The organism is Rahnella sp. PD4 (assembly GCF_049199325.1).
GTDB lineage: Bacteria > Pseudomonadota > Gammaproteobacteria > Enterobacterales > Enterobacteriaceae > Rahnella > Rahnella perminowiae.
This window is the reverse complement of sequence record NZ_JBLZQF010000014.1, coordinates 90,510-112,653: the sequence shown is the minus strand read 5'-3', so window position 1 is coordinate 112,653 and position 22,144 is coordinate 90,510. Positions and strand designations below refer to the sequence as shown.

The 22,144-nt window shown below is 54.6% G+C and carries 31 protein-coding genes; 8 read left to right on the top strand and 23 right to left on the bottom strand.

Annotated features, from left to right (window positions below; genetic code table 11):
* Window positions 1–346: 346 nt before the first annotated feature.
* The 12 genes from ACOZIO_RS23610 to ACOZIO_RS23555 form a co-directional block, all read right to left on the bottom strand.
* On the bottom strand, window positions 347–1,168 hold the full coding sequence (locus ACOZIO_RS23610; RefSeq protein WP_112198733.1) for an N-6 DNA methylase: 822 nt from the start codon (window positions 1,166–1,168) through the stop codon (window positions 347–349).
* A gap of 11 nt (window positions 1,169–1,179) precedes the next feature.
* Window positions 1,180–1,317, bottom strand: coding sequence for a hypothetical protein (locus ACOZIO_RS23605; protein WP_157962165.1), 138 nt, complete (start codon window positions 1,315–1,317; stop codon window positions 1,180–1,182).
* Between the two features lie 50 nt (window positions 1,318–1,367).
* Window positions 1,368–1,718, bottom strand: coding sequence for a hypothetical protein (locus ACOZIO_RS23600; RefSeq protein WP_112198734.1), 351 nt, complete (start codon window positions 1,716–1,718; stop codon window positions 1,368–1,370).
* Between the two features lie 671 nt (window positions 1,719–2,389).
* Window positions 2,390–2,689, bottom strand: coding sequence for a hypothetical protein (locus ACOZIO_RS23595; RefSeq protein ID WP_112198751.1), 300 nt, complete (start codon window positions 2,687–2,689; stop codon window positions 2,390–2,392).
* A 61-nt stretch (window positions 2,690–2,750) separates the two neighbouring features.
* Window positions 2,751–3,125: a DUF3085 domain-containing protein gene (locus ACOZIO_RS23590; protein WP_112198752.1), complete on the bottom strand. Its 375-nt coding sequence runs from the start codon at window positions 3,123–3,125 to the stop codon at window positions 2,751–2,753.
* 52 nt (window positions 3,126–3,177) lie between these two features.
* The gene (locus ACOZIO_RS23585) at window positions 3,178–3,513 is read right to left on the bottom strand and encodes a hypothetical protein (protein WP_224266909.1); all 336 of its coding nucleotides are present in this window, start codon (window positions 3,511–3,513) and stop codon (window positions 3,178–3,180) included.
* Entirely contained in the window at window positions 3,510–3,866 is a 357-nt protein-coding gene (locus ACOZIO_RS23580; RefSeq protein WP_224266908.1) for a hypothetical protein, read from the bottom strand. Before ACOZIO_RS23580 ends, ACOZIO_RS23585 begins: the two co-directional genes overlap by 4 nt.
* 46 nt (window positions 3,867–3,912) lie before the next feature.
* Entirely contained in the window at window positions 3,913–4,140 is a 228-nt protein-coding gene (locus ACOZIO_RS23575) for a hypothetical protein (protein WP_112198754.1), read from the bottom strand.
* A gap of 9 nt (window positions 4,141–4,149) precedes the next feature.
* Window positions 4,150–4,524, bottom strand: coding sequence for a hypothetical protein (locus ACOZIO_RS23570; RefSeq protein ID WP_224266907.1), 375 nt, complete (start codon window positions 4,522–4,524; stop codon window positions 4,150–4,152).
* Window positions 4,525–5,122: 598 nt separating this feature from the next.
* Complete coding sequence (locus tag ACOZIO_RS23565) at window positions 5,123–5,857, bottom strand: plasmid SOS inhibition protein A (protein WP_112197283.1); 735 nt, start codon at window positions 5,855–5,857, stop codon at window positions 5,123–5,125.
* The gene (locus ACOZIO_RS23560; protein ID WP_112197284.1) at window positions 5,854–6,300 is read right to left on the bottom strand and encodes a conjugation system SOS inhibitor PsiB family protein; all 447 of its coding nucleotides are present in this window, start codon (window positions 6,298–6,300) and stop codon (window positions 5,854–5,856) included. The genes ACOZIO_RS23565 and ACOZIO_RS23560 overlap by 4 nt, the downstream gene beginning before the upstream one ends.
* A gap of 40 nt (window positions 6,301–6,340) precedes the next feature.
* Complete coding sequence (locus ACOZIO_RS23555; protein ID WP_112197285.1) at window positions 6,341–8,392, bottom strand: ParB/RepB/Spo0J family partition protein; 2,052 nt, start codon at window positions 8,390–8,392, stop codon at window positions 6,341–6,343.
* A gap of 515 nt (window positions 8,393–8,907) precedes the next feature.
* Here ACOZIO_RS23555 and ACOZIO_RS23550 point away from each other — a divergent pair.
* Window positions 8,908–9,051, top strand: coding sequence for a hypothetical protein (locus ACOZIO_RS23550; protein WP_157962070.1), 144 nt, complete (start codon window positions 8,908–8,910; stop codon window positions 9,049–9,051).
* 375 nt (window positions 9,052–9,426) lie between these two features.
* Here ACOZIO_RS23550 and ACOZIO_RS23545 read toward each other — a convergent pair whose 3' ends face one another.
* The 7 genes from ACOZIO_RS23545 to ACOZIO_RS23515 form a co-directional block, all read right to left on the bottom strand.
* Entirely contained in the window at window positions 9,427–9,828 is a 402-nt protein-coding gene (locus tag ACOZIO_RS23545) for a type II TA system antitoxin MqsA family protein (protein ID WP_112197286.1), read from the bottom strand.
* Between the two features lies 1 nt (window position 9,829).
* The gene (locus ACOZIO_RS23540) at window positions 9,830–10,126 is read right to left on the bottom strand and encodes a type II toxin-antitoxin system MqsR family toxin (protein ID WP_112197315.1); all 297 of its coding nucleotides are present in this window, start codon (window positions 10,124–10,126) and stop codon (window positions 9,830–9,832) included.
* A 94-nt stretch (window positions 10,127–10,220) separates the two neighbouring features.
* Window positions 10,221–10,670 carry a hypothetical protein gene (locus tag ACOZIO_RS23535; RefSeq protein ID WP_224266916.1) on the bottom strand — a complete coding sequence of 150 codons (450 nt, stop codon included), beginning with the start codon at window positions 10,668–10,670 and terminating at the stop codon, window positions 10,221–10,223.
* Window positions 10,671–10,675: 5 nt separating this feature from the next.
* A complete protein-coding gene (locus ACOZIO_RS23530; protein ID WP_112197288.1) occupies window positions 10,676–10,981 on the bottom strand; it encodes a hypothetical protein in 306 nt (101 codons plus the stop codon).
* A gap of 2 nt (window positions 10,982–10,983) precedes the next feature.
* Window positions 10,984–11,226 carry a DUF905 domain-containing protein gene (locus tag ACOZIO_RS23525; RefSeq protein WP_037035608.1) on the bottom strand — a complete coding sequence of 81 codons (243 nt, stop codon included), beginning with the start codon at window positions 11,224–11,226 and terminating at the stop codon, window positions 10,984–10,986.
* A gap of 817 nt (window positions 11,227–12,043) precedes the next feature.
* On the bottom strand, window positions 12,044–12,244 hold the full coding sequence (locus ACOZIO_RS23520; protein ID WP_112197289.1) for a hypothetical protein: 201 nt from the start codon (window positions 12,242–12,244) through the stop codon (window positions 12,044–12,046).
* Between the two features lie 41 nt (window positions 12,245–12,285).
* Window positions 12,286–12,792, bottom strand: coding sequence for an antirestriction protein ArdA (locus tag ACOZIO_RS23515; RefSeq protein ID WP_217147311.1), 507 nt, complete (start codon window positions 12,790–12,792; stop codon window positions 12,286–12,288).
* A 393-nt stretch (window positions 12,793–13,185) separates the two neighbouring features.
* Between ACOZIO_RS23515 and ACOZIO_RS23510 the strand changes: the two genes are divergently transcribed.
* Entirely contained in the window at window positions 13,186–14,148 is a 963-nt protein-coding gene (locus tag ACOZIO_RS23510) for an IS110 family transposase (RefSeq protein ID WP_224266906.1), read from the top strand.
* 186 nt (window positions 14,149–14,334) lie between these two features.
* Here the strand turns inward: ACOZIO_RS23510 and ACOZIO_RS23505 are convergent, their stop codons facing one another.
* Window positions 14,335–14,550 (bottom strand): hypothetical protein, encoded by a 216-nt coding sequence (locus ACOZIO_RS23505; protein ID WP_421589580.1) that lies wholly within the window; start codon window positions 14,548–14,550, stop codon window positions 14,335–14,337.
* Between the two features lie 91 nt (window positions 14,551–14,641).
* Between ACOZIO_RS23505 and ACOZIO_RS23500 the strand changes: the two genes are divergently transcribed.
* The 6 genes from ACOZIO_RS23500 (at window position 14,642) to ACOZIO_RS23475 (ending at window position 19,650) form a co-directional block, all read left to right on the top strand.
* Window positions 14,642–14,995: a metalloregulator ArsR/SmtB family transcription factor gene (locus ACOZIO_RS23500; protein ID WP_224266904.1), complete on the top strand. Its 354-nt coding sequence runs from the start codon at window positions 14,642–14,644 to the stop codon at window positions 14,993–14,995.
* A 109-nt stretch (window positions 14,996–15,104) separates the two neighbouring features.
* Window positions 15,105–15,470, top strand: a complete 366-nt coding sequence (gene arsD / locus ACOZIO_RS23495) for an arsenite efflux transporter metallochaperone ArsD (protein ID WP_224266903.1) — start codon at window positions 15,105–15,107, stop codon at window positions 15,468–15,470.
* A gap of 29 nt (window positions 15,471–15,499) precedes the next feature.
* Entirely contained in the window at window positions 15,500–17,257 is a 1,758-nt protein-coding gene (gene arsA / locus ACOZIO_RS23490; RefSeq protein ID WP_224266902.1) for an arsenical pump-driving ATPase, read from the top strand.
* A gap of 47 nt (window positions 17,258–17,304) precedes the next feature.
* On the top strand, window positions 17,305–18,594 hold the full coding sequence (locus ACOZIO_RS23485; protein ID WP_224266901.1) for an arsenic transporter: 1,290 nt from the start codon (window positions 17,305–17,307) through the stop codon (window positions 18,592–18,594).
* Between the two features lie 64 nt (window positions 18,595–18,658).
* Window positions 18,659–19,087, top strand: a complete 429-nt coding sequence (arsC, locus tag ACOZIO_RS23480) for a glutaredoxin-dependent arsenate reductase (protein WP_112197295.1) — start codon at window positions 18,659–18,661, stop codon at window positions 19,085–19,087.
* A gap of 65 nt (window positions 19,088–19,152) precedes the next feature.
* Entirely contained in the window at window positions 19,153–19,650 is a 498-nt protein-coding gene (locus ACOZIO_RS23475) for an arsenate reductase ArsC (RefSeq protein WP_112197296.1), read from the top strand.
* Between the two features lie 66 nt (window positions 19,651–19,716).
* Here the strand turns inward: ACOZIO_RS23475 and ACOZIO_RS23470 are convergent, their stop codons facing one another.
* The 3 genes from ACOZIO_RS23470 to ACOZIO_RS23460 form a co-directional block, all read right to left on the bottom strand.
* A complete protein-coding gene (locus tag ACOZIO_RS23470) occupies window positions 19,717–20,898 on the bottom strand; it encodes an MFS transporter (RefSeq protein WP_224266900.1) in 1,182 nt (393 codons plus the stop codon).
* 137 nt (window positions 20,899–21,035) lie between these two features.
* A complete protein-coding gene (gene arsH / locus ACOZIO_RS23465; protein ID WP_112197316.1) occupies window positions 21,036–21,746 on the bottom strand; it encodes an arsenical resistance protein ArsH in 711 nt (236 codons plus the stop codon).
* A 35-nt stretch (window positions 21,747–21,781) separates the two neighbouring features.
* Window positions 21,782–22,081, bottom strand: a complete 300-nt coding sequence (locus ACOZIO_RS23460; RefSeq protein WP_112197298.1) for an ArsR/SmtB family transcription factor — start codon at window positions 22,079–22,081, stop codon at window positions 21,782–21,784.
* Window positions 22,082–22,144: the final 63 nt, after the last annotated feature.

Here is a 22,144-nt window from a genome sequence, read left to right as displayed (position 1 = left end):
TCAGACCCTAGCCGTAGGCCGTAACCCCGGTGGGGTTACGCGGAGCTTACCGGCTTGCCGGTTAGCGCAGTCGGGCTCGACGACCGGCCGCAGGTCGGGAGCCGAAGGGGGCCATGTTCCGGCCGTGACGGTTTGTTGTGAAAAAGAAAGACCTGACATCGATGACCAGGCAGAGAAAGGAAAGTAAATGCCAGGAGAGGAAGAGACAGTAAGGGAAGAGAGAGACAATCCCCCGACACATGCCGGAGAAGAAGGGCGGCGCAGCCGCCCTCTGTCTCAGGAACTGGCGGGCGTAGCCCGCTGGGGGTTTCGGGCGAAAATGGCAGGGTTTCCCCTGCCCTCATGATCAGGCTGTGAGCAACGACAAAACCTGTTTCATCGCCTCGTATTTTCTGCGCAACGCAAAACGCGCTTCCCAGTCATTGGCATAGTAAACCGGCGTGTATCGTACACGGCTAAACTGCAGGGTGAGCGTATTCCCCGTGACCACCTCAGCAGGTATTCCCAACAAACTCAGCTGAATAAAGGCCATATCCGCTGCCACGGGGTCGAGATCGATACAATGCGCGAACAATTGTTCAGAGGGATTGAACCCTGCCTCTAACATGCTTTCTGCATAAGCCACTACCATGCCAGCAGCTCCGCAGCATGGCTCACTGAGTGTCACCCAGCCTTCTTTGTTAATGGTTTCCGCCGCCTTGGGGAACATCAGCCGAGCCATAAGGGATTGCACGTGATATGGCGTGAAAAACTGCCCCATATCATCAGAACCTAAATCCAGCTCCATAAAAACTGCCCCGAGGAAATCCTGATATTTTCCCTGCAATGCGCAAACGAGCATACAGAACAGCGTGTGCAGGTTTTCCAGATCAGCGGCCTCATAGCGGGCACAGATTTTCCGGCTTCTCTCGATATTCTCATCGGTGCGGACGGTAGCAATATCCAGCTCGCTGGCGGCCAGCGTGATAAAATCACAGAACACATCCCAGCGGCGCAGGTATCGTGCCGTCTGACCGAACACGCGGATAAACTCACGTCGTGCATTATCTGAGGTAATCAAGTTCTTTGGCGCACGCATTTTCGCCGATACGCTGGCGATTACGGTCCCATCAGTTGACGGCTCCCCCTGACATGCGCTGAAAAGGTCATCAAAATTTAACTGTGACATGAAACGACTCCTTAGATGCCGCCCGTTAACGTCCCCGATGCGGTCACATATGATCTTGCCCGCGTCGCCCAGTAAGCGGCCTCCGCGCCTGCGCGCCTTTCGAACCGGTTTTTACCCGCGTCGCCGGTGGGGATGTCAGATGTATACATGGTGTTTCTCCTGTTGAGTGAAGGCGGGGAAATCCCGCCTTCAGGTATAACTAATGACCAAAAATTTCCGCGCGAACGCGCTCCCACGCCCTAAGACCCAGAAGGCTGTAGCGACTCTCTACAACACGTTTCGCCAGCATCCAGCACTGTGCAACAGGGAAAAATACGCACGGTTTGCCGTCTTTACCGGCACCCGTGGTCTCAGCAACATTCAAGGCCAGCGGAACCAGATAACGGCGTAAAATTTCAACCATTTCATCCTCGCCCGTTGCGACTTCATAGATGTAGAGGCCGGAGAGTTCATCCAACAAGGCCCCTTGTTCGGCTACGATTAATGACGTGTTTTTCACACATCTTTCGGAAGATTCAGGAGCGGCGGTCTTGACGTTTTGTGTGTGCATTCTTCAGGCCCCCTTCAGATTAAATGTCATCTCTCGGTGAGTTCTTTCGCGGCAAAGGGCGAAGTAGCGACGACGCACGGGGGAACGCAAGGGCGCCGCAGGCGTGCACTTCACCCTTGCGTTAACCTGGGTGGCGGTGCTACACCCAGCCCTCCGCGTAAGGGCTGACCGCGAGAGGGACAACCGCACCCGGCAGAATGCACACACCCGACGGCGAGGAACGAGGCGGCGACCTTAGCGGCCAGCGACGCTGGCCAGTGTCCGTGCGGCGGCGCAGCCGCCTGCGGGGGTTGACCTGGCCGTTGCCATCAGACCCTAGCCGCAGGCCGTAACCCCGGTGGGGTTACGCGGAGCTTACCGGCTTGCCGGTTAGCGCAGTCGGGCTCGACGACCGGCCGCAGGTCGGGAGCCGAAGGGGGCCATGTTCCGGCCGTGATGGTTTGTTGTGAAAAAGAAAGACCTGACATCGATGACCAGGCAGAGAAAGACGAGTAAAAGCCAGGAGAGGAAGAGACAGTAAGGGAAGAGAGAGACAACCCCCCGACACATAGCTGAGAAGAGGGGCGGCGCAGCCGCCCAGTCACTCAGCATTGGGCGGGCATAGCCCGCCGGGGCATTTGAAAGGGCGACACAAAAACAGGGGCAGAGCGTGATCCGCCCCGCCCCTCTTATCAGCACACCCTGATTTCAGGGTTATAGATGACTTTGTAATCGGTGTGTCTGTCGCCTTGATGGAAAACGTCCAGCCGGACAACGTTGTTCGCCGCGTGGTTCATGACCATCACCTGTTCAACGGCAACATGCAGCGCCTGCCCCTCAGTCAGCGGAAACCACAGATTGGCATCAGTACCTGACAGCGTTGGATGTGAAACAAAATGAAAGCCGGTGCCGGTGTCAAGCTCGGCTACGATCAGCATAACGTGTGGACGCACGGACGTCCTAGACTCAATATCGCAGAAGTTTTCGGTCATGATTTGCCCCTCATGGCTTTATGCGTGTCTCCATACTCGTGCGCACAAACAGTATGTTTGCTCATACTGTTTTACCCGTATCACGAAGGCTTGCGCTAAATACGAACGCGTTATTCGTGACCTCAATCGTCAGATCCGCCGCACCTGTTATCAAAACATCCAGCATTTCAGGCTCTAACTTTATGCTTTCCCATACGTCACCGCTGCCGCCTGATGCGTTGTCAACGGCATCAAACATTTCGCCCGCGTCGTCCCAGTCGTCGGGGTCGAATCCTTCGGCATAGGAAATATTACGCCGATCGTGCACGAACGTGGCCTTTTCAGCGGTCAGATAAATGCCCTCATCGGCAATAAACCACAGCTTGCAGCCATTCTTTTTAACGTCAGCCATCACCGGTGCCAGCTTCTCAGCCTTAAACCACAGTTTGTTACTCATCGTCTACCCCATAAAGTCTTGGAATTGCCGCCCCGCAGGGGCGGCAAGGTCATCAGGCGTAAGCCCGTTTCAGTTCCAGTGTGCGCAGCACCTGTCCGAGTTCACTGGCTCGCATTGCGGGCACCCTGACGGACTGGCGTTTGCGCTGACATTTGGCGATGTGACGCCCCAGCGCCTTAAACGGCACGGAGATGTCCTGACTTTTCAGCGGTTCGCGCACAAGGCGCGGATGCTTTTTTGCCGTCTCAGACTTTACAAACGGCACGGGGGATGCAATTATCTGTGCTTCAGTATTCATGGCATGAACTCCAATCGAGTATTGATAGCCGGTCTGGCTTTTGCGGGACAAACCGGCATGACAAGGCAGACGAAAGTCTGCTTTTTTCATTTCTGCACTACGGTTTCTTTGCTTAACACCTCCTTAATACGTCGCACTATTTCGGCATGGCTCAGGGTGCATTCATCGCATAGCTGGAAATACCGGCCTTCGACTTTCGCGTAAATGTCCGTCACGCTGCCGCACATCATTTCGGCAAACTTGAATGATTCGCTGTCCCGATCGCCCTGCCAGTCCAGCGGCGGTAACGTCCCCAGCACGTCCATATATCTGTGCAGGTCGATTTCCACCGGCGCGGTCACATAAGATTTTGCCCGCGCCTCCCAGTAAGCGGCCTCCGCTGCTGCGTTCCATTCGAACCGACTTACTCCCGCGCTGCCGGTGGTGATTTCAGGTGCATACATGATGTTTTTCCTTGATTTTTATGACGGGAGGATCCCGCCATTCTCACTACACTTCTGTTGAACCAACCCACGAAGCCCCTAAATAGGCTTCTGAGCCTTCGCCGCTATCATCAGGCTGAACAGTGGTTAACTGGTCATGCGTCCAGCCGTCCTGTGGTGCTTTCTGTCGCAATATCTCAACGCCTCCGAGCGTCCTGATAATCAGGGGTTCGTGCCGAACCGGCGTTAAAATATCCGGCTCCCCTTCTCTCTGGTCGGTGATGTAGGTGATCATTGTTTTTCCTTATTCCTGCTCTGCTGCAATCTCAGCCATTACTTCACGGTAAGCCGCCTGACTGCGGTCTTCTTCCGCCCACGAAAGCGTGATCCCTCTGCGGTCTGCCACACCGATAAATACCGGACGGTCTTTCATCGGCAGACGAGAAAGATGATTTAACGCACTGCTGATCAGGCGGGATTCGTAAATCTCGAAATACAGACCGCATCCGTTGCTCGCCTGAGCCTCCAGACGGGAAATCACCACGTCGGCGCGGATCACATCGAAGGGATGCGTTGACGAAATATCAGTGATAAAGCCGTCCATGCGCAGGGACGTGCTTTTCGCCCCCCATCTTTCGGAAGATTCAGGAGCGGCGGTCTTGACGTTTTGTGTGTGCATTCTTCAGGTCCCCTTCAGGTTAAATGTCATCTCTCGGTGAGTTCTTTCGCGGCAAAGGGCGAAGTAGCGACGACGCACGGGGGAACGCAAGGGCGCCGCAGGCGTGCATTTCACCCTTGCGTTAACCTGGGCGGCGGTGCTACACCCAGCCCTCCGCGTAAGGGCTTACCGCGAGATGGATAACCGCATCCGGCAGAATGCACACACCCGACGACGAGGAACGAGGCGGCGACCTTAGCGGCCAGCGACGCTGGCCAGTGTCTGTGCGGCGGCGCAGCCGCCTGCGGGGGTTGACCTGGCCGTTGCCATCAGACCCTAGCCGTAGGCCGTAACCCCGGTGGGGTTACGCGGAGCTTACCGGCTTGCCGGTTAGCGCAGTCGGGCTCGACGACCGGCCGCAGGTCGGGAGCCGAAGGGGGCCATGTTCCGGCCGTGGTGGTTTGTTGTGAAAAAGAAAGACCGGACAGCAATGACCAGGCAGAGAAAGGAGAGTAAAAGCCAGGAGAGAAAGAGAACGGAAGGAAAGAAAGAGGCAAGTCCCCAAAACAGACCTGACAGTCCTACTGGCCGCCGCGGCGTAGCCGCAGCAGCCCGGCAGTTATGGGTGTGTGTTTTCCAGGTCAGACAGGCGATTTGGCAGCATCAGGCGATCCAGGTATGCCTCAAATTCGCTTTGATCGTCAGCGTGCCGATTTACCTCCAACATCACTACCCACAGAGGCTCATAACGCAGAAAGTAGCGGTCAAAGTGTCCGAGGCTGGGAAACCGTGCAATCCACGCGTAAACCAGTTCACCCAGATCGTGGAGGCGTAAGTCTTTGCGCGTCCATGTGTCGTACCACGGTCTGATCGTGCTTGGGGAACAAAACGCCAGTTCGATTTCAGCCTGTCCCAGCAGGCTTTCATAACGTCGCCGCTTCTGTTCCTCTGCTTTCGCTTCAACATTTCGCCTGCGATTAGCCTTCAGACTGGCACGCTGTTCCCCCCGCTGCCGTTCCCTGCTTTCAACTTCAGGGAACAGGCTGCTGCCCACCCACCCCGACAGTGGGGAAGGACAGGATGCGCCCCGCGTCGAAATGAGCATATCAAGGGCAGCAATATATCGCTCCTTACCCGGACGCCCCCGCTGGCTGGGGTCAAAAGTACCATCGAGCATCCGAATGTCGTTTAAGCCAATGGTCAGCTTGCCCATAAATCTGAAAAAGGCATGGGCATAGGGATATCTCCCCTGCCTGTGTGCCGTCTCACTGCGACTTTCAACATAACCGATGGCCTGCATGGCAGCCCGCCGCTGAGGCTGTAAAGGGACTAATGCATGTGAGTGAGGGATCATACTGCCACCCCTGTAAACCGTAACGCTGTCGCCAGTCTGTCCGCACCGGTGTATCCCGCATGAACATACTCATCGATGCGCTCAATTTCGCGCTCAATAGCTGAGATCGCCGCGTTATCGATAACCTCAGAAACGAACAGCCACGCGACCGACTGGTCGCCGTCAAATAAAAGTCCCAACGACCAGAAGGGGGCATCCCTTCCACCATGACCGAAGATAAGCCGGATACCGGATGCGGCCGTCAGCACGCAACAGGTCGAAAGAAAACCCTCTTCACAGGGCGCAGGCACATCAACTGACCATGCAGCGGGCAGATCAACGTTTTGCAGGACAGAATCTGTAAACATCTGACGCACGTTGCCACGCAGTTCAAGAGGCATTTCAGCCCCCGCCGGTTGGCAACCGAGAATATTGGCAAGAAAATGAGATTGATTGTTTTTCATGGCGTTATATGCCGCCCCTTAACGGAGCGGCTTCTCCTTATCAGGCGGCAATGTTTGCGACAATTTCGGTTTCGGTATCCGTGCCAGCGTCCGCCTGCACAGTCTCTTCACAGACAGCTATCAGGCAATCAGGCACCCAGCCGGTCAGTGTAATTTTCTCTTCAGCCAGTTCTGCTGCCTCGGCTTTTTTCATTTTGAGGACGTCGCGCGCTGCCCCGTCCAGACCGGCCTGCGACAGGCTGTCAGAAATCTGCTCTTTGCTGATACGCCCGAAGAAATTAGCTTTTGTCGGCAGCCACCAGTCGCGCAGCGTGAAGCCCAGCATCGCCTCCACCGGCTCGAGTTCTTTTCCTGCCTTGCTGTCTTTGTGGCTCAGGCGTTCTGATGCCCCGTTCAGCGTCTTGGCAAGGCAGTAGCCCATGACAGAAATCAGCTGCTGCGTATCCCACGCAAGTAACCAGTCCCAGCTTTCGTGCCAGTTGTCCGGCAGCTGTGCCTGCCACGCGTCGTGCATGGCGTTCAGATGTTGCATTGCCAGCCCGTCGTTTGCCGTCGGGGCATTGTCGAGCAGGTTGCCGGTGTGGGCATGCAGTGACACCTTAAGGGTCGATGCCACAAAGGAGTGGTAATTGAAGGTGGATTTCAGGCAATCGTGCACAAAAATCACCAGTGCCATTTGCGGCTGTGCCGCCAGTGCCGCCTGTACGGCTAAGGTGCGCTCGCTGGACAGGCTTTTGATCAGTGCGGCGCTCAGCGGTTTGGCTTCAGGGGTTGCGATGGTATCTTCCGTGCGGATACTGCTGAGGTGCTGACTCACACGGGTTTTATCATCTGCGGCAGTTTCCGGCAGGTCGCTGCGCAGCATCACGCCGCGACGGACAGAAATCGCCCCGTGCAACAGTGACACCACCACGCCGCCGCCGTGGGCACGAACATCGGCATCCCATGCCCGGATGTTTGCGGCGGCTTCGATGGCGTCCATTTCGGCCTGACAGGCATCTGCAGCCAGTTCCAGTGCGTCATGGTCTGCGTCTTCGTCATCATCCTGCTCAGACAGCGTTTCCAGCTGCTTATCGAGGGCATCAAACCGCGCACGTTCCTCGGGAGTCAGTTCACCGGCAGGCTGTTTGAGTAACAGATAACGCTCGGCATCTTCACCGTAGGTGCTCACCCCCTCGGTGCGTCCTTCCGACCATGACCAGCCTTCGGCCTGCGCAATGCCGGCGGCAATATCAGCCAATTTCTGACGGGCGACGGTGTGAAGCAGCACGGTATCGCCGATAAAGCCTTCATCAGAGAACAAATCGTAGCGGAACCCGCCGCCTGCCTGTTCGTAAGCTTCACGTCCGACAAAGCCGAGCAGGCGGTTGCCTTCAGCGGGCACCTCGCCCTTCAGCACCGCTTCCCGCAGTTCTCTCGGGTTGCGGTAATAGCCGTAGGCATTTTCCCAGACGTTCAGCTGGCGTTCCTGATCTTCGCTGGCCGACAGGGCCTGCAGCTGGTCAACGTTGAGCTTGTCTTCGGCCAGCGCCGCAAGCAACGCCGGTGCCATACCTGCCAGCCGCAGGAATTTCTGAACGTGTTTAGTGCTGTAACCCAATACACCCGCGATTTGTGCCGCCGTTTTCCCTTCGCGGCTCATTTCACCAAACACCGCAATCTGGTCGGCAGGGTGCATCTCTTCATGCTGAAAGTTCTCCGTTGCGGAGACGATTTTTGCCATCTCTTCGCTGACGGTCTTCACCGGCACCGCGTAATCTGCGGTGATCATCCCGCCATTTAGCAGGATGTTCAGGGCACGAAAACGGCGGCCACCGGCGGCAGTGCCCAGCAGGCCATCCGGCAACAGATGTACGATCAGGTTCTGCAACACGCCCACGGCGCGAATGCTGTCTGCCAGTTCCTGCAATTTCACCGGATCGGGGGATACTTTACGCACATTCAGCGGTGACAGTGCCAGCTGGCTCAGGGGCACCATCTCGACCGGCGTATTTGCCAGTGCCTGCTCCACGGCGGCGCTCTGCGCGGAGCTTTTAGGATTTTTTGCCGCTTTACGGGTTATAGATACTGCTTTAGACTCGGTTACTGACATAGTGAAATACCTCAAGTGTTGATTTATGTCTGCCGGACGTTTTCCCCGTCCGGCACCTCTTCTTACTGCCTTATTGCTTTCTCACACGTCGGGTTCCCCGCGATTCAGACCGCCTCCCTTTTCTGAGCGATGTGCGGATCACGCTGACCAGTGCTTCCCCTGTTCCCCGGATAAAATAGGAATACGCATCCCGCCGCGTAAAATTTTCACCATCATGCGCGTGAGCTTCCTGCGCACAGGCCACGTTGTAATGGCCTCGGTCAATAAGATGGAGAACGGTTTTCGTCCCCCATCTTTCGGAAGATTCGTGAGCGGCGGTCTTGACGTTTTGTGTGTGCATGCTGGTCTTCCCCTCTGGTTTAAATGTCATCTCTCGGTGAGTTCTTTCGCGGCAAAGGGCGAAGTAGCAACGGCGCGCGGGGGAACGCAAGGGCGCCGCAGGCGTGCATTTCACTCTTGCGTTAACGCGGGTGACGGTGCTACACCCAGCCCTCCGCGTAAGGGCTTAACGCGAGATGGAAAACCTGAAACTGGTAGAATGCACACACCCGACGGCGAGGAACGAGGCGGCGACCTTAGCGGTCGGTTTACCGGCCAGTGTCTGTGCGGCGGCGAAGCCGGCTGCGGGTGTTGACCTGGCTGTTGCCATCAGACCCTAGCCGTCAGGCCGGAACCCCGGAGGGATTCCGCGAAGCTTACCGGCTTGCCGGTTAGCGCAGTCGGGCTCGACGACCGGCCGCAGGTCGGGAGCCGAAGGGGGCCATGCTCTGGGGGGAATTTGTCTTGGAGAAAATGATCAGGAGACGTTCGGAGAGTGATAACAACAACAGAATGACGCACAGCAGCTGCACAACGAAGAATATAAAATACCCGGAGAGGAAGAGACGGTAAGGTAAGGGAAGAGAGAGACAAGCCCCCGACACATACCGGAGAAGAGGGGCGGCGAAGCCGCCCCCTGTCTTAGGGACTGGCGGGCGTAGCCCGCTGGGGGTGTTTTAAGCGCGGCAAAAGTCAGGGAGCGCCCCCCTGCCCACTTATGCCTGTTTGCGCACTTCATCCAATAACTCGGGATGGTGATCGAGTACGCGCAGGAGTTTGATGATCGAAGGGTGTGGCTGTGCCTTTCCCTTTTCATAACGCGAAAAGGCATTCACGCCCCCGCCAAAAATCTCGCTGGCCTCTTTCTGCGTGAGTTCAAGTTTTTTACGCACCTGAATGATGTACTCAGGTTCGATGGTTTCCGCGATGACTTTGGCCTTAAATGACTTCACCTTTGCCATGTAGGCCATAGACTGCTCACGATCCATCACGACTTCACCACACGCCGGACAGTGGTCACCTTCTGCCTCGATGAGTGTTTTACGGCCACGGAATGAGTAAGGGACTTTTTTGATACCAAACTCAAGTTCTGCACCGCCACAAACGGAACATTTCATATTACTTCTCCTTGAATGAGACGATCAAAACACCGTTACTGACCGTTAGTTTTAGATATACGTCACCACACGACAACTTCGGGCGGTATACGTCCTGCCAGACAGTATGATCATTATAGGTGGTCATACTTTTAAAAAAATCAGCTGCCGTTAATCCCAGGATCGCACTGCACATATCATCAAATGTCAGCCCTAAATCATCCGCGCCGTTGAGCGCCGTATTGGTGGCTTTCACCTTTCCTGCTGCAACAAGTCCCTGAACGATATGAAGGCGCGTATGTGGAGTTTTCTTTTCCATGTTCACTCGGATTATTGGTTTTTGAGACGTAATTATAACCTCAAAGGTTAGTTTAGACCACAAATATAACCTTTGAGGTTAGTTTTAGGTGACGCTATCCCCAGCGTGGTTCGACGTGGTTCGCCTTCATTTCATTTATACGCCGCACGGCTAACAAAGCCATCATCTCGCATTCTGCGAGTGATTCGGCATCATGCAGTGGCTGCACGCCCGCAAAATCTGACGACTCGGCAATGCGGGAATATAGCGAAAATGCATGCACACGGTCAGGTTCTGATACGCTGTCTTCAAACGTGAATGTTTCTACATACTCGCCGTCATCGTAGATGGGGGCGATCTCCAGCTCGATGGAATGAATATGGTCATCGCCTAACACCGAATTGGTCTGGCAATTCCAGCCAACGGTGGGGTCGGCGGATAACTCGTCGATCACCTCCTGTAAAAATGGCAATGCCTCAACGGTCTTAAGCAGGTTTTGCAGGTACTGCGCCGCATGGTTGCTGTAATACGCCACGTTCACCACGCCGAGGGGAACCACGTTCATTGCGTTCACTGTCCGGCCTCTGCTAACAACGTGCGGTCGAGGACATAGGTAAAATGGTCAAAATAATCACAGGCCATCACCGGTCGTCCGTTAACAAACCACACCAGAATCCAAGAAAGAGATTCTTCGCACCTGTACATCTCGGCCTGCGCGCCCGCAGGTAAAAGTCGCGGCTCGAATTTTTGTAAGAATGCCCCGTAGCAGAGGATGTAATTAGCCAGATCGCCAAGCTGCGCGGGAGTAAAGGTTGCGGCCCCCGCAGCGGGGGCCTTAGCGCTGATATTTTGGTCAGAATTTACCGGTGTATTCATGATTAATTCCCCGCCGTCTGGTTTTTCACGCCGTAGTTTTTTATATAACGGTTAAGCCAAAATCCTGCACCGGCCTCGAAATTCCACCCACGCCACACCATCTCACCATCCTTACGCACGACGAGACGAAATTCCTTCCCGTTATCGTCTTCAATCGCCACGTTGCTGTACTGAGACGCGACGGCGGTTGCCTGTTCGCGGGTAAACTTACCCTCCTCCGGTAATACACATTCCTGATCGCACATAAGCCTTTCCTTTTCGTTTGGGTTACACACATCACCCGTTGAGTTTCTCTTGTCGCGGTTTTGACGTTTGCGGGAACCTGCTGTTTGGTCCCTTCTGGTATGCCATCACCCGTTTGAGACCCCTCGCCGCAAGGGCGTAAACGACACCGGCTGACGAAGATGACCAGGGCGAGCGGATAATTTTTGGAGGACTAACGTAGTGGCCGAGAAAAATTCTCAGTGAGTGTATTTACCCTGGACAGCGAGGAGGACTGTGTCGGTATCAGCCCAGGCAAAGGGACTTAAACGGAAAGAGGGTGCCGGAGTACCAATGAGCGGGGATCCGCCGCAACGCCGGAGCGCGACAGCGAAACGGGGGTGCGCCGAAAAGTGCCGGCGGAACTCTCGCCGGTACGGTTAGCGCGCTGGCGTGAGCCAGCTGCAGGTGTTGACGTGCTCCCTCAGACCCTAGCCGTCAGGCCGTAACCCAAAAGGGGTTACGCGGAGCTTACCTGCGCAGCCGGTTAGCGCAGTCGGGCTCGACGACCGGCCGCAGGTCGGGAGCCGAAGGGGGCCGGGGTAGGATTTTGAGTCATGTCTTTCATCCGCATCGAGAAGTTCGGACAACGAAAAACCGGCACCGAAGCCGCATGCAAGATATTGGCGTTCACTGAATGATTTGACCGGCCGACGACAGGACATTGTTTTTCTGCCAATCGATTATAGCGATAGCGGAGACGGGCGGCGCCGAAGGCGCGGAGCGGTCTGCTATCGCCAGGCGAAGCCTGAAAGGGGTTTTCGCGCGATAACAGGCGGCTCCCCGCCCGTTTCTTACCGCTTACTTATCGAGTTTTTTGATCCCAGCCTGCTGAATAAAGGCACCGCCGAGATAGACCGCGTTCTGACATTTAAGATAAAAACAAATATCGTCCATAATCTGTGTCGTATTGAGCGGGGATAATCCGGCCTCGCGGCGGTACGCGTTAATCAACAATTTATAGTGCTGCAGCGTTTCGCGGGTATCAGGTGTCAGTTTCATTTTTTATCCTTACGGCAGGGTTCCCCCTGCCGGTGAGTGTGTCATTCAGAAAATACGTAGCCGTTCACTAAAACCAGCCCGTTCATGAACATGTCGCGCCCATACGCTTCATAATCGAAATAACTCTGCAATGAGTCCGGCATATCACTGAGTAAACCGGTTTCATCGGCAAAATTGCGCGCGTAGTCTTCCTCACTTTCTGCCTCCCCCTGATACGCTTCCTGAAACGCGTCATAATCAAAGGCGTTAAAATATTCCGCCCATTCCACAAATGCCTCCCCCTGCCCCTCCTCCTTCGCCTGCCGGTAGGCATCTATAAATGCCCAGTTCACATGACTTTCGGACGCCAGTCCGGACGGGATCCCTTCCCAGTCCTGAAACATCAGCTCCGGGTCTTCTTCATCAGCGTGAAGCTCGCTGCATGCTGCAAAGAAATCTTGCTCGTCATCAAACTCGGTCAGATCGAACCATTTGCCGGCGATGCTGCCGCAGTTGTATTTGTGGTACGTACCGACGTATACGGCTGGTGTAGTTGTGCTCATATGCATTTCTCCGCTGGTTGAGGGATCACAGTTCCGGCTTACGCCGTGCCGACACGACAGACGGGCGGAAAGCGGAGGATGCAGGGGCGCTACCGGAGGCCGCAGCGCAAACGAAGGAAGGAGGCAGGCTGAACGGCGGGCGAGTGAATATTGAACGAGCACGCGACGGGAAGACTGCCGAGTGTATGAGTGCGAACGGGTGAGGATAGCGGCGAAGCGAACCCTTATATCTTGAAGATGACATAAACTTGGTAGTGTCAGATTTGGCGAGGTTCATGCAGCACGAGCGTACCCGAGGGCAATCAGCCCGTCTGCAAGCGGTTTGCGCATGAACTGAGCTACTCATCAGTAGCCCGTACAGTTGTGTGAAATCAAATTCGTATCGTAAGGAGGGGTAACATGAGTCAGCTAAATCAACAATGCGTAGGTATCGATATTGCTAAGCTGTCGCTGGACATCGCAGGCACCGGAGAGTTCTCAGCCTTTTCAACCAGTAATGATGAGGACGGATTCATGGCAATCCTGAAAGCGCTGAAAGAAGCGAGGATCTCATTGATACTGATGGAGGCGACCGGAGGGCTGGAGGCATCTGTCGCCTGTAGCTTACAGGCCGCAGGTTATGACGTTGTTGCTATCAATCCACGTCAGGCTCGGGATTTCGCCCGCTCAATGGGATATCTGGCAAAAACGGATAAACTTGATGCCGCCATGCTGGCACAATTGGCACAGGTTATTGATCGCCATCCTGACCGCAGTCGGTATATCCGTGCACTACCGGACGAAGCTCGTGCCGTACTCACCTCTATGGTTGTCCGTCGTCGCCAATTGAATCACATGCTGGTCGCCGAGCGTAATCGTCGCTACCCCTCTCACCCACAGAGTCGTAAGAGTATCGATAACATTATTGACTCACTTGAAAGCGAGATCGACCGCATCAATAACGAGATGAAGCAACACGTAAAAGTATTTTTCATGGAACAGGCCGAGTTGATTGGGAGCGTAAAAGGCGTTGGTGAGGTCACTGTCGCATCTCTGATTGCTGAACTGCCGGAGTTGGGGAAACTCAATCGACGGGAGATTAGCGCACTGACGGGCGTTGCCCCCCTGAATCGAGACTCAGGAAAAATGCGAGGTAGACGAACCACGTTTGGTGGCAGGGCTGGTGTCCGAGCAACGCTTTACATGGCGGCTCTTGTAGCCACGCAGTTTAATCCTGCAATTAAAGAGTTCTATCAACGATTACTTGCTGCAGGGAAACCAAAAAAGCTCGCACTTGTCGCCTGCATGCGGAAACTGGTGACCATATTGAATGCAATAGTGAAAAATTCTAAGACATGGGATCCGAAGCATTTGCCCGGCTAATGAAGTTTAAAAGGATTAGCTATACTCAAAGAATCAGAGACCGTTCTTTATAACGGCGTGTACACCATCACCAGAACAAGGGCCGTGACCAGGATCCCTATGATGGTCAAGAGTATCAGCGCTCTTAGTGTTGCATTCGTTGATATTCTTACTTAGAGGTAAATTTGCCGCGTTTAAGCTGCTATCTCAACTCTTCATAAAACTGGATAGTTGCGTTCCCAATTCATTCGCAAATGTTGTCAACTGCAACTGCCCGGAAGCCACCCCGTCGCATTCATATAAGTTCACTTCGCCTGCTTTTAAAAAAACCTTCCCCAATATTATTCCACGCTCTTTTGTATAAACGGTTTCATGCTTAATTCCTGTAATACCACCACTCAGACTTGTCACATCAATTGACATAACCCCGATCAAACACATTCGAATTATCGAATATATAATTGACATTTTTTGAGCAAGCCCTACCATGGCTTCATCATACAAAGGAGATCTTATGAAGGGTCTGTCTTCACTTCTGTTGTTTAAAAACCTGTCCGATGAAACACGCTTGTCGATCGTCATGCTGCTAAGAGAAGCCGGGGAACTGTGCGTCTGTGAAATCATCGGTGTTCTTAATGAGTCACAGCCAAAAATCTCAAGACACCTTGCCATGCTCAGAGAAACCGGACTCATCATGGATCGGCGTGACGGAAAATGGATTTACTACCGCCTGTCTCCGCATATGCCTGCATGGGCTGCGGCCATAATTGAGCAGGCCTTTTTGAGCGAGCAGGACAAAATCACTGCGCAGGTTAAAAGCATTACCCGCAAGCAGAACACCACCGGGGGTAAGGCCGTCTGTCTGTAATCTCAGACGAAAAATACATTCGATTAACCAGATTTAAACTTCAAAACAGCCGATAGGAAGTGCGGCCAACGCTGATCGCACTCAATAACTGACATTTAGAGGAAAGGTCATGAAAACCATTTCAGTTTTTGATCCAGCAATGTGCTGTAACACGGGCGTGTGCGGCAGCGAAGTTGATCAGGCGTTGGTCAACTTTTCCGCGGACTGCGACTGGCTTAAACAGGCAGGTATCACGGTAAATCGATTCAATCTTTCCCAGCAACCTATGGCGTTCGCAGATGACACTCAGGTTAAAGCTTTTCTTGAGAATTCCGGGACTTCGTCTTTACCGTTGATTCTGCTCGACAATAACGTTGCTCTGGCCGGCCGCTATCCGACGCGTCAGGAGCTAGCTCGATGGTGTGGCCTTGCCCTGGAGGGTGAACAAGCCGCGTCATCAGGTTGCTGCACCGGCGGCAAGACGAACTGCTGCTGAACTCATTAATCCGGAAGAAGGATACCTCCATGCAATTCATGAATAATCCCCCCACGTTTCTCTTTTTCACCGGCAAAGGCGGAGTCGGGAAAACCTCCCTGTCGTGCGCGACGGCCATTTCGCTAGCGGATCAGGGAAAACGCGTTTTGCTGGTCAGCACCGACCCGGCGTCAAACGTGGGGCAGGTCTTTGGTCAAACCATTGGTAACCAACTGACCGGCATTCATAGCGTACCGGGACTCACTGCACTTGAGATTGACCCGCAAGCCGCCGCGCAGCTCTATCGCGCACGCATCGTCGATCCCGTTAAGGGGGTGCTTCCCGACGACGTGGTGCGCAGTATTGAAGAACAGCTCTCCGGTGCCTGTACGACGGAGATTGCCGCCTTTGATGAGTTCACAGGCTTACTGACGGACGACGCCCTGCTGAGGGAGTACGACCATATTATTTTCGATACGGCACCCACCGGGCACACTATCCGGCTGCTGCAACTGCCCGGAGCCTGGAGCAGCTTCATTGAAGAAAATCCGGAGGGTGCTTCCTGTCTCGGCCCCCTTGCCGGGCTGGAAAAACAGCGTGAGCGTTATGCACATGCCCTGTCAGTTCTCGCTGACTCCGCCCAGACTCGTCTGATTCTGGTAGCTCGTCCTCAGGCCTCCACCCTGCTTGAGGTCGCCCGCACGCATGATGAGCTTCATCAGGTTGGGCTGGAGAATCAGACCCTGGTCATCAACGGCGTGCTGCCTGAAAGCGCAACCACGGGAGATGCGCTGGCCCGGTCTCTCTATCAACGCGAGCAGCGCGTGTTAGCAAGCCTTCCGCCAGCATTAGCGGCCTTACCGCACGAAACCTTAGCCCTTCAGCCGGTCAACATGGTGGGCCCTGACGCGCTGCGTGGCCTTTTCCAGACACAAAAATCCGAGGACGCAACAGCTGTTCTGCAGGACGAAGCGGTTCCGGATATTCCCTCTCTCGATGCACTGGTTGAGGACATCGCCCGCCAGGATCACGGCCTGATCATGCTTATGGGGAAAGGGGGGGTAGGTAAAACGACGCTTGCCGCCGCCTTGGCGGTCAGACTTGCTGAAAGAGGGCTGGACGTTCACCTCACCACGTCAGATCCGGCCGCACACCTTGAAAACACGCTGCACGGTCAGCTTAAAAACCTGCAGGTCAGCAGGATTGATCCGCAGGCCGAAACCGAGCGCTATCGCGAGAGTGTGTTAGCGACAAAAGGCAAGGATCTGGACGCGCAAGGCAAAGCCCTGCTGCAGGAAGACCTGCGTTCGCCGTGTACCGAAGAAATTGCCGTGTTTCAGGCATTTTCCCGCGTCATACGCGAAGCCGGCAAACGCTTTGTGGTGATGGATACCGCACCGACGGGCCACACGCTGCTGCTGCTTGATGCCACCGGTGCGTATCATCGTGAAGTGGCGAAGCGCATGGGTGAAAACGGCCATTATCTTACGCCGATGATGCAGTTACAGGACGCGGAACGCACTAAAGTGCTGCTGGTGACGCTACCCGAAACGACACCGGTGCTGGAGGCAGCCAATTTACAGGAGGATCTTCGCCGTGCGGGTATTGAGCCGTGGGCGTGGATTATCAACAACAGCCTCGCCGCAGCACGTACGACGTCTCCGTTACTCAAATTACGCGCGGCACATGAAATAGAGCAAATCAGGAAAGTTCAGTCAGGCCTTGCGATACGTCTGGCATTGATCCCGCTACAGGAAGATGAGCCGGTCGGCATTAACCGTCTTAGCATTCTCGCTGGAAAACAATAATAAACGGCATTACGGGCGGGTATACCCGTCTGAACAGGAGAGAAAGTATGTGGTTAGCAGGGGCGATTTTTGTTCTGACGATTGTGTTAGTTATCTGGCAGCCTAAAGGTCTGGGTATCGGCTGGAGCGCTATTATCGGCGCCGTGCTGGCTTTGGTTTCAGGCGTGGTCCACGTTGGCGACATTCCCGTCGTGTGGAACATTGTGTGGAATGCGACAGCCACCTTTATCGCGGTCATCATCATCAGCCTGCTGCTGGATGAGTCAGGCTTCTTCGAGTGGGCAGCGCTGCACGTCGCACGGTGGGGTAACGGTCGGGGGCGTTTGCTGTTTACTTACATTGTCCTGCTCGGCGCTTCCGTTGCCGCGCTCTTTGCCAACGACGGGGCCGCGCTCATTCTCACGCCGATAGTGATTGCCATGCTGCTGGCATTGGGCTTCAGCCGCGGCGCAACGCTGGCCTTCGTGATGGCAGCGGGATTCATCGCTGATACTGCCAGCCTGCCGCTAATCGTGTCAAACCTGGTGAATATTGTCTCCGCCGACTTTTTCAACATCGGGTTCAACGACTATGCCTCGGTCATGGTACCTGTCGACATTGCAGCCATCGTGGCAACGCTGGCGATGCTACACCTGTTCTTCCGTAAAGACATTCCGGCCACCTACGACGTGTCTAAATTGGCTGAGCCGCGCAAGGCCATCAAGGATCCTCTGACCTTTAAAACGGGCTGGTTTGTGTTACTGCTGCTATTGATAGGATTCTTTGGGCTGGAACCGCTGGGCGTGCCGGTCAGTGCCGTCGCGGCGGTGGGTGCACTTATTCTATTTATCGTGGCAAAGCGCGGTCATGCGATCAACACCGGCAAGGTGCTGCGCGGCGCCCCGTGGCAAATCGTCATTTTCTCTCTGGGTATGTACCTGGTGGTATACGGCCTGCGCAACGCAGGCCTGACTGATTATCTGTCAATGATCCTCGACCGCTTTGCTGAGCAAGGTCTGTGGGTGGCGACCCTGGGCACGGGCTTCCTGACCGCCTTTCTCTCCTCCATCATGAACAACATGCCGACGGTACTGATCGGCGCGCTGTCCATTGAAGGCAGCAGCGCGGCGGGTGTGATCAAAGAGGCCATGATTTATGCCAACGTCATCGGCAGTGATTTGGGGCCAAAAATCACCCCGATTGGTAGCCTGGCGACCCTGCTATGGCTCCACGTGTTGTCGCAGAAAGGCATCAAGATCACCTGGGGCTATTACTTCCGGGTCGGGATTGTCATGACCCTCCCGGTACTGTTTGTGACGCTGGCCGCCCTTGCCTTACGCTTATCGTTCGCCCATTAATTCATCCCTGGCTACCCGCCTGCCGTGACGTCACGGCGGGCCTTACTCACAAGAGAGCACCGTTATGACTTCTATCACGATTTATCATAATCCTGCCTGCGGCACCTCGCGCAACACGCTTGAACTCATCCGGAACAGCGGCGTTGAGCCAACCGTTATTCACTATCTTGAAACGCCACCGGGCCGCGATGAGCTGATAAAGCTGATTGGCGACATGGGGATTTCAGTGAGATCACTGCTGAGAAAAAATGTCGAACCTTATGAACAACTGGGCCTGACTGAAGATGCGTTCAGCGATGAGCAACTGGTGGACTATATGCTGCAATATCCCATTCTCATTAACCGCCCTATTGTCGTCACGCCGCTTGGCACCAAACTGTGTCGCCCGTCGGAGGTCGTTCTGGATATTCTCCCGGACGCGCAGCAGGGTGCCTTCACCAAAGAAGACGGTGAAGCCGTAGTCGACGCCCAGGGAAAGCGGGTTGCTAAATAAACCAGAGTGAAACAGAGAGGCACCCCATCAAAGGGGGGGCCTCTCTTCCATAAGGGGGTTAAAGAATGGCTATGAAAAAACATCGGGTTCTGTTCGTGTGTTCGGGCAACTCAGCCAGAAGCCTGTTTGCCGAAGCTCTGCTCAATAAGATTGCCGGCGATAAATTTGAGGCGTTCAGCGCAGGAAGCGCTCCGATGGACGCACCTCATCCGCTGACGCTGGAGGTGCTGACCATGCAGGGTATGGATACGTCATCGCTATACAGCAAGGGGTTAGAGCATTTTACCGGCAGTGATTCCCCGCACATGGATTTTATCTTTACGCTTTGCGACAAAACCGCCGGAGAAGGCTGTCCGGCTATACCGGGGCAGCCGATAACGGCTCACTGGGGATTTCCTGATCCCACAGCTGTTGAAGGTACTGAAGAGGAAAAGATTCGGGGTTTTATCCAGGTTGAGAAACAAATAGCCACACGGCTGCGGCTGTTCGTCAGCCTGCCCGTTGATAAAATTGAACGCATGTCTCTTCAGGTCCAGCTTCGACAATGGGGAAGCGACGATTAATCCTCAGCATTGCTTGCGAGACAGCCTGCTGAGACCCACGCCCTGTTCTCCCCGGCTTTCTCCCCCTCATGCTACCTGCCTGTACCGTTCCCTGAACGAAAGAGCAACACTCAGGACCGTAATTATCAGAGACACAGACAGAGAAAACAACAAGGTGTCATAAATGCCCATGGCGTCCAGTAGGCTGGCATAGATGGCCGGTGCCAGAGCGGAAAGGAAAAAGCTTGGCATCAGCAGTGTACCGAGTTTGTCTGCATACTGATGTTTATCGAACATAACGAGAGGTAAAGTAGCCCTAACCAGCGTCGACAGGCCGTTGGCTGCACCATAACTTAATACAAAGAGAGCAGCGCTTACGGTGGAGTGGAAACTGAACAGACTGAACACAAAACAGAATGGCAATATTCCCCCCACCAGCATATTCACCCCAAGCGGCGAGCCTTTTGCGCCCATAAAAACGTCGCTCAGGCGGGCGCTGACCTGACCGACGCCCCAGAGTGTGCCAATCAATACCGGTACGCCGAAGCCTGCAAGCATGGCGGGGAGGTGCGCGGAAATCCCCGTGGATAAAAAGCTCAGCAAGGCCATCAGAGCGGCGTAAATCCAGCCAGACCACCGGTTACTGTCGTCGACTAACCCACAGGGTGACGGGGCTGATTGGGTACCGGAAGTCACTGGCGATGACATTTTATCGGGCAGACAACGGAGTAAGAGAAGGCTCATCAGCGCAAACAGCCCATAGCAAACCGTACCTGCACGCCATCCCATCACCGTTAAGAGCCACGCACCTACCGGCCAGAAGGCCACGGAAGCAAGACCGCCCAGCAGCGTTACCTGCGTCATGGATTTTCGTGCCGATGGACCCGCGATATCCACCAGAACGGCGAAGGCGGCGTCATAAAGAGACAATCGCATCCCTGCGCCCATAATAACCCAGGCTGCCCAGTAGCTCAGAGGCCCCTGACTGGCCGCTAACAAAAGACATCCGGTGGCGTTCAGCACGATGCCGCTGGCCATCATCTTTTTTCCGCCCAGGTGTTTCAATATCCTGCCGGAAAATGGCGAGGTGAGCCCCATTATGCCCATGGACAGCGTCTGCCCGGAATAGGTCATCACCTGCGTCCATCCCAGCTCTCTGCCGATAGCCTGACCAAATGCGCCCAGCAGGTAAAAGGTAATGCCCCAGTTAATCAGCTGGGTTAACCCCACGAATAACGTCACCCTGCCCTTTACAATGACCTGTTCCAACGGGAATGCTCCTTGGCGAAAAGACCGGGAGATTACAGGAGAATTATTACACCTCTACTTTACTCATCGGAGGCATTTATCCGGCTATGGTTGCGCGTGCTACACAGCCGCGCCACTGCATGCAGGATTTAACGCTCTCAAATGCTTTTCTGGTTAACTCTGGCGGATAATTCGGCGGCACTTTCTTTGCGTTCGCTGTAACGGTCAACCAGGTATTCAGCATTGCCACGGGTTAACAACGTAAATTTCATTAGCTCTTCCATCACGTCGACAATGCGGTCGTAATAAGCGGAAGGCTTCATCCTGCCGTTTTCATCGAACTCCAGAAACGCCTTGGCGACGGAGGACTGATTCGGGATGGTGATCATGCGCATCCATCGGCCAAGAATGCGCATCTGATTCAGGGCATTAAACGACTGTGAACCGCCGCTGACCTGCATGATGGCAAGGGTTTTCCCCTGAGATGGGCGAACAGCGCCTACCGAGAGCGGGATCCAGTCAATCTGGGCCTTCATGATGCCGGTCATCGCACCGTGGCGTTCAGGTGAACACCAGACCATACCTTCTGACCACATCACAAGCTCACGCAGTTCAAGGACTTTTGGGTGCGTATCCGGCGCATCATCGGGGAGCGGCAGTCCTGAAGGATTGAATATTTTCACTTCGGCACCCATCGCCGTAAGCAGGCGAGCAGCCTCTTCTGTAGCTAACCGGCTGTATGACCGTTCTCGTACTGAACCGTAAAGCATCAAAATTCGCGGGGCGTGGCCGCACGCAGTCAGGGAGAGCCTTTCCGTGCTGATGTGGGTATCGAATATTTCAGGCTGAATGTTGCTAAGTTCGTTCATCGAATCAGACATATTTCGTTCTCTTTGTAGTATCTTCAACAGGTTTGGTCCTTCTCGGCGCAGCATTCGTCTATAAAGAAGGCCATAATTTCGTTCAGAACCTCATACTGCGGTAAGCAATACAGCGTTCTGCCCTGCCGGTTTTGGCGTACCAGCCCCACCGCAACCAAGGCAGCGACATGATGGCTGAGCGTAGAGGCAGGTATGTCCAGGCGTTTTTGTAACTCACCCACGGGCAGGCCCTCATGCCCCGACTTCACCAACGACTTATACACAGTGAGACGTGTTGGGTGGCCAAGCTCTTTTAGCGCGTTGGCGACGTCATTAAGTTCCATTACAACCCCCTTAATTCTATACTTCTAGAATAATGGAAATATATGAAGAGGCAACACCTCTGA

What these genes read in the sequence shown, in the direction of transcription:
- ACOZIO_RS23575 (WP_112198754.1), bottom strand. Translation starts at nt 4,140, where the DNA reads ATGATCACCTACATCACCGACCAGAGAGAAGGGGAGCCGGATATTTTA.
- ACOZIO_RS23585 (WP_224266909.1), bottom strand. Translation starts at nt 3,513, where the DNA reads ATGAAAAAAGCAGACTTTCGTCTGCCTTGTCATGCCGGTTTGTCCCGC.
- ACOZIO_RS23570 (WP_224266907.1), bottom strand. Translation starts at nt 4,524, where the DNA reads ATGCACACACAAAACGTCAAGACCGCCGCTCCTGAATCTTCCGAAAGA.
- ACOZIO_RS23560 (WP_112197284.1), bottom strand. Translation starts at nt 6,300, where the DNA reads ATGAAAAACAATCAATCTCATTTTCTTGCCAATATTCTCGGTTGCCAA.
- ACOZIO_RS23595 (WP_112198751.1), bottom strand. Translation starts at nt 2,689, where the DNA reads ATGACCGAAAACTTCTGCGATATTGAGTCTAGGACGTCCGTGCGTCCA.
- ACOZIO_RS23580 (WP_224266908.1), bottom strand. Translation starts at nt 3,866, where the DNA reads ATGTATGCACCTGAAATCACCACCGGCAGCGCGGGAGTAAGTCGGTTC.
- ACOZIO_RS23505 (WP_421589580.1), bottom strand. Translation starts at nt 14,550, where the DNA reads ATGTCAATTGATGTGACAAGTCTGAGTGGTGGTATTACAGGAATTAAG.
- ACOZIO_RS23565 (WP_112197283.1), bottom strand. Translation starts at nt 5,857, where the DNA reads ATGATCCCTCACTCACATGCATTAGTCCCTTTACAGCCTCAGCGGCGG.
- ACOZIO_RS23475 (WP_112197296.1), top strand. Translation starts at nt 19,153, where the DNA reads ATGGCTATGAAAAAACATCGGGTTCTGTTCGTGTGTTCGGGCAACTCA.
- ACOZIO_RS23525 (WP_037035608.1), bottom strand. Translation starts at nt 11,226, where the DNA reads ATGTGCGATCAGGAATGTGTATTACCGGAGGAGGGTAAGTTTACCCGC.
- ACOZIO_RS23510 (WP_224266906.1), top strand. Translation starts at nt 13,186, where the DNA reads ATGAGTCAGCTAAATCAACAATGCGTAGGTATCGATATTGCTAAGCTG.
- arsA (WP_224266902.1), top strand. Translation starts at nt 15,500, where the DNA reads ATGCAATTCATGAATAATCCCCCCACGTTTCTCTTTTTCACCGGCAAA.
- ACOZIO_RS23590 (WP_112198752.1), bottom strand. Translation starts at nt 3,125, where the DNA reads ATGAGTAACAAACTGTGGTTTAAGGCTGAGAAGCTGGCACCGGTGATG.
- ACOZIO_RS23605 (WP_157962165.1), bottom strand. Translation starts at nt 1,317, where the DNA reads ATGTATACATCTGACATCCCCACCGGCGACGCGGGTAAAAACCGGTTC.
- ACOZIO_RS23530 (WP_112197288.1), bottom strand. Translation starts at nt 10,981, where the DNA reads ATGAATACACCGGTAAATTCTGACCAAAATATCAGCGCTAAGGCCCCC.
- ACOZIO_RS23555 (WP_112197285.1), bottom strand. Translation starts at nt 8,392, where the DNA reads ATGTCAGTAACCGAGTCTAAAGCAGTATCTATAACCCGTAAAGCGGCA.
- ACOZIO_RS23540 (WP_112197315.1), bottom strand. Translation starts at nt 10,126, where the DNA reads ATGGAAAAGAAAACTCCACATACGCGCCTTCATATCGTTCAGGGACTT.
- ACOZIO_RS23550 (WP_157962070.1), top strand. Translation starts at nt 8,908, where the DNA reads ATGGAAAACCTGAAACTGGTAGAATGCACACACCCGACGGCGAGGAAC.
- arsD (WP_224266903.1), top strand. Translation starts at nt 15,105, where the DNA reads ATGAAAACCATTTCAGTTTTTGATCCAGCAATGTGCTGTAACACGGGC.
- ACOZIO_RS23500 (WP_224266904.1), top strand. Translation starts at nt 14,642, where the DNA reads ATGAAGGGTCTGTCTTCACTTCTGTTGTTTAAAAACCTGTCCGATGAA.
- ACOZIO_RS23600 (WP_112198734.1), bottom strand. Translation starts at nt 1,718, where the DNA reads ATGCACACACAAAACGTCAAGACCGCCGCTCCTGAATCTTCCGAAAGA.
- ACOZIO_RS23515 (WP_217147311.1), bottom strand. Translation starts at nt 12,792, where the DNA reads ATGCATATGAGCACAACTACACCAGCCGTATACGTCGGTACGTACCAC.
- ACOZIO_RS23610 (WP_112198733.1), bottom strand. Translation starts at nt 1,168, where the DNA reads ATGTCACAGTTAAATTTTGATGACCTTTTCAGCGCATGTCAGGGGGAG.
- arsH (WP_112197316.1), bottom strand. Translation starts at nt 21,746, where the DNA reads ATGAACGAACTTAGCAACATTCAGCCTGAAATATTCGATACCCACATC.
- arsC (WP_112197295.1), top strand. Translation starts at nt 18,659, where the DNA reads ATGACTTCTATCACGATTTATCATAATCCTGCCTGCGGCACCTCGCGC.
- ACOZIO_RS23520 (WP_112197289.1), bottom strand. Translation starts at nt 12,244, where the DNA reads ATGAAACTGACACCTGATACCCGCGAAACGCTGCAGCACTATAAATTG.
- ACOZIO_RS23535 (WP_224266916.1), bottom strand. Translation starts at nt 10,670, where the DNA reads ATGAACGTGGTTCCCCTCGGCGTGGTGAACGTGGCGTATTACAGCAAC.
- ACOZIO_RS23545 (WP_112197286.1), bottom strand. Translation starts at nt 9,828, where the DNA reads ATGAAATGTTCCGTTTGTGGCGGTGCAGAACTTGAGTTTGGTATCAAA.
- ACOZIO_RS23485 (WP_224266901.1), top strand. Translation starts at nt 17,305, where the DNA reads ATGTGGTTAGCAGGGGCGATTTTTGTTCTGACGATTGTGTTAGTTATC.
- ACOZIO_RS23460 (WP_112197298.1), bottom strand. Translation starts at nt 22,081, where the DNA reads ATGGAACTTAATGACGTCGCCAACGCGCTAAAAGAGCTTGGCCACCCA.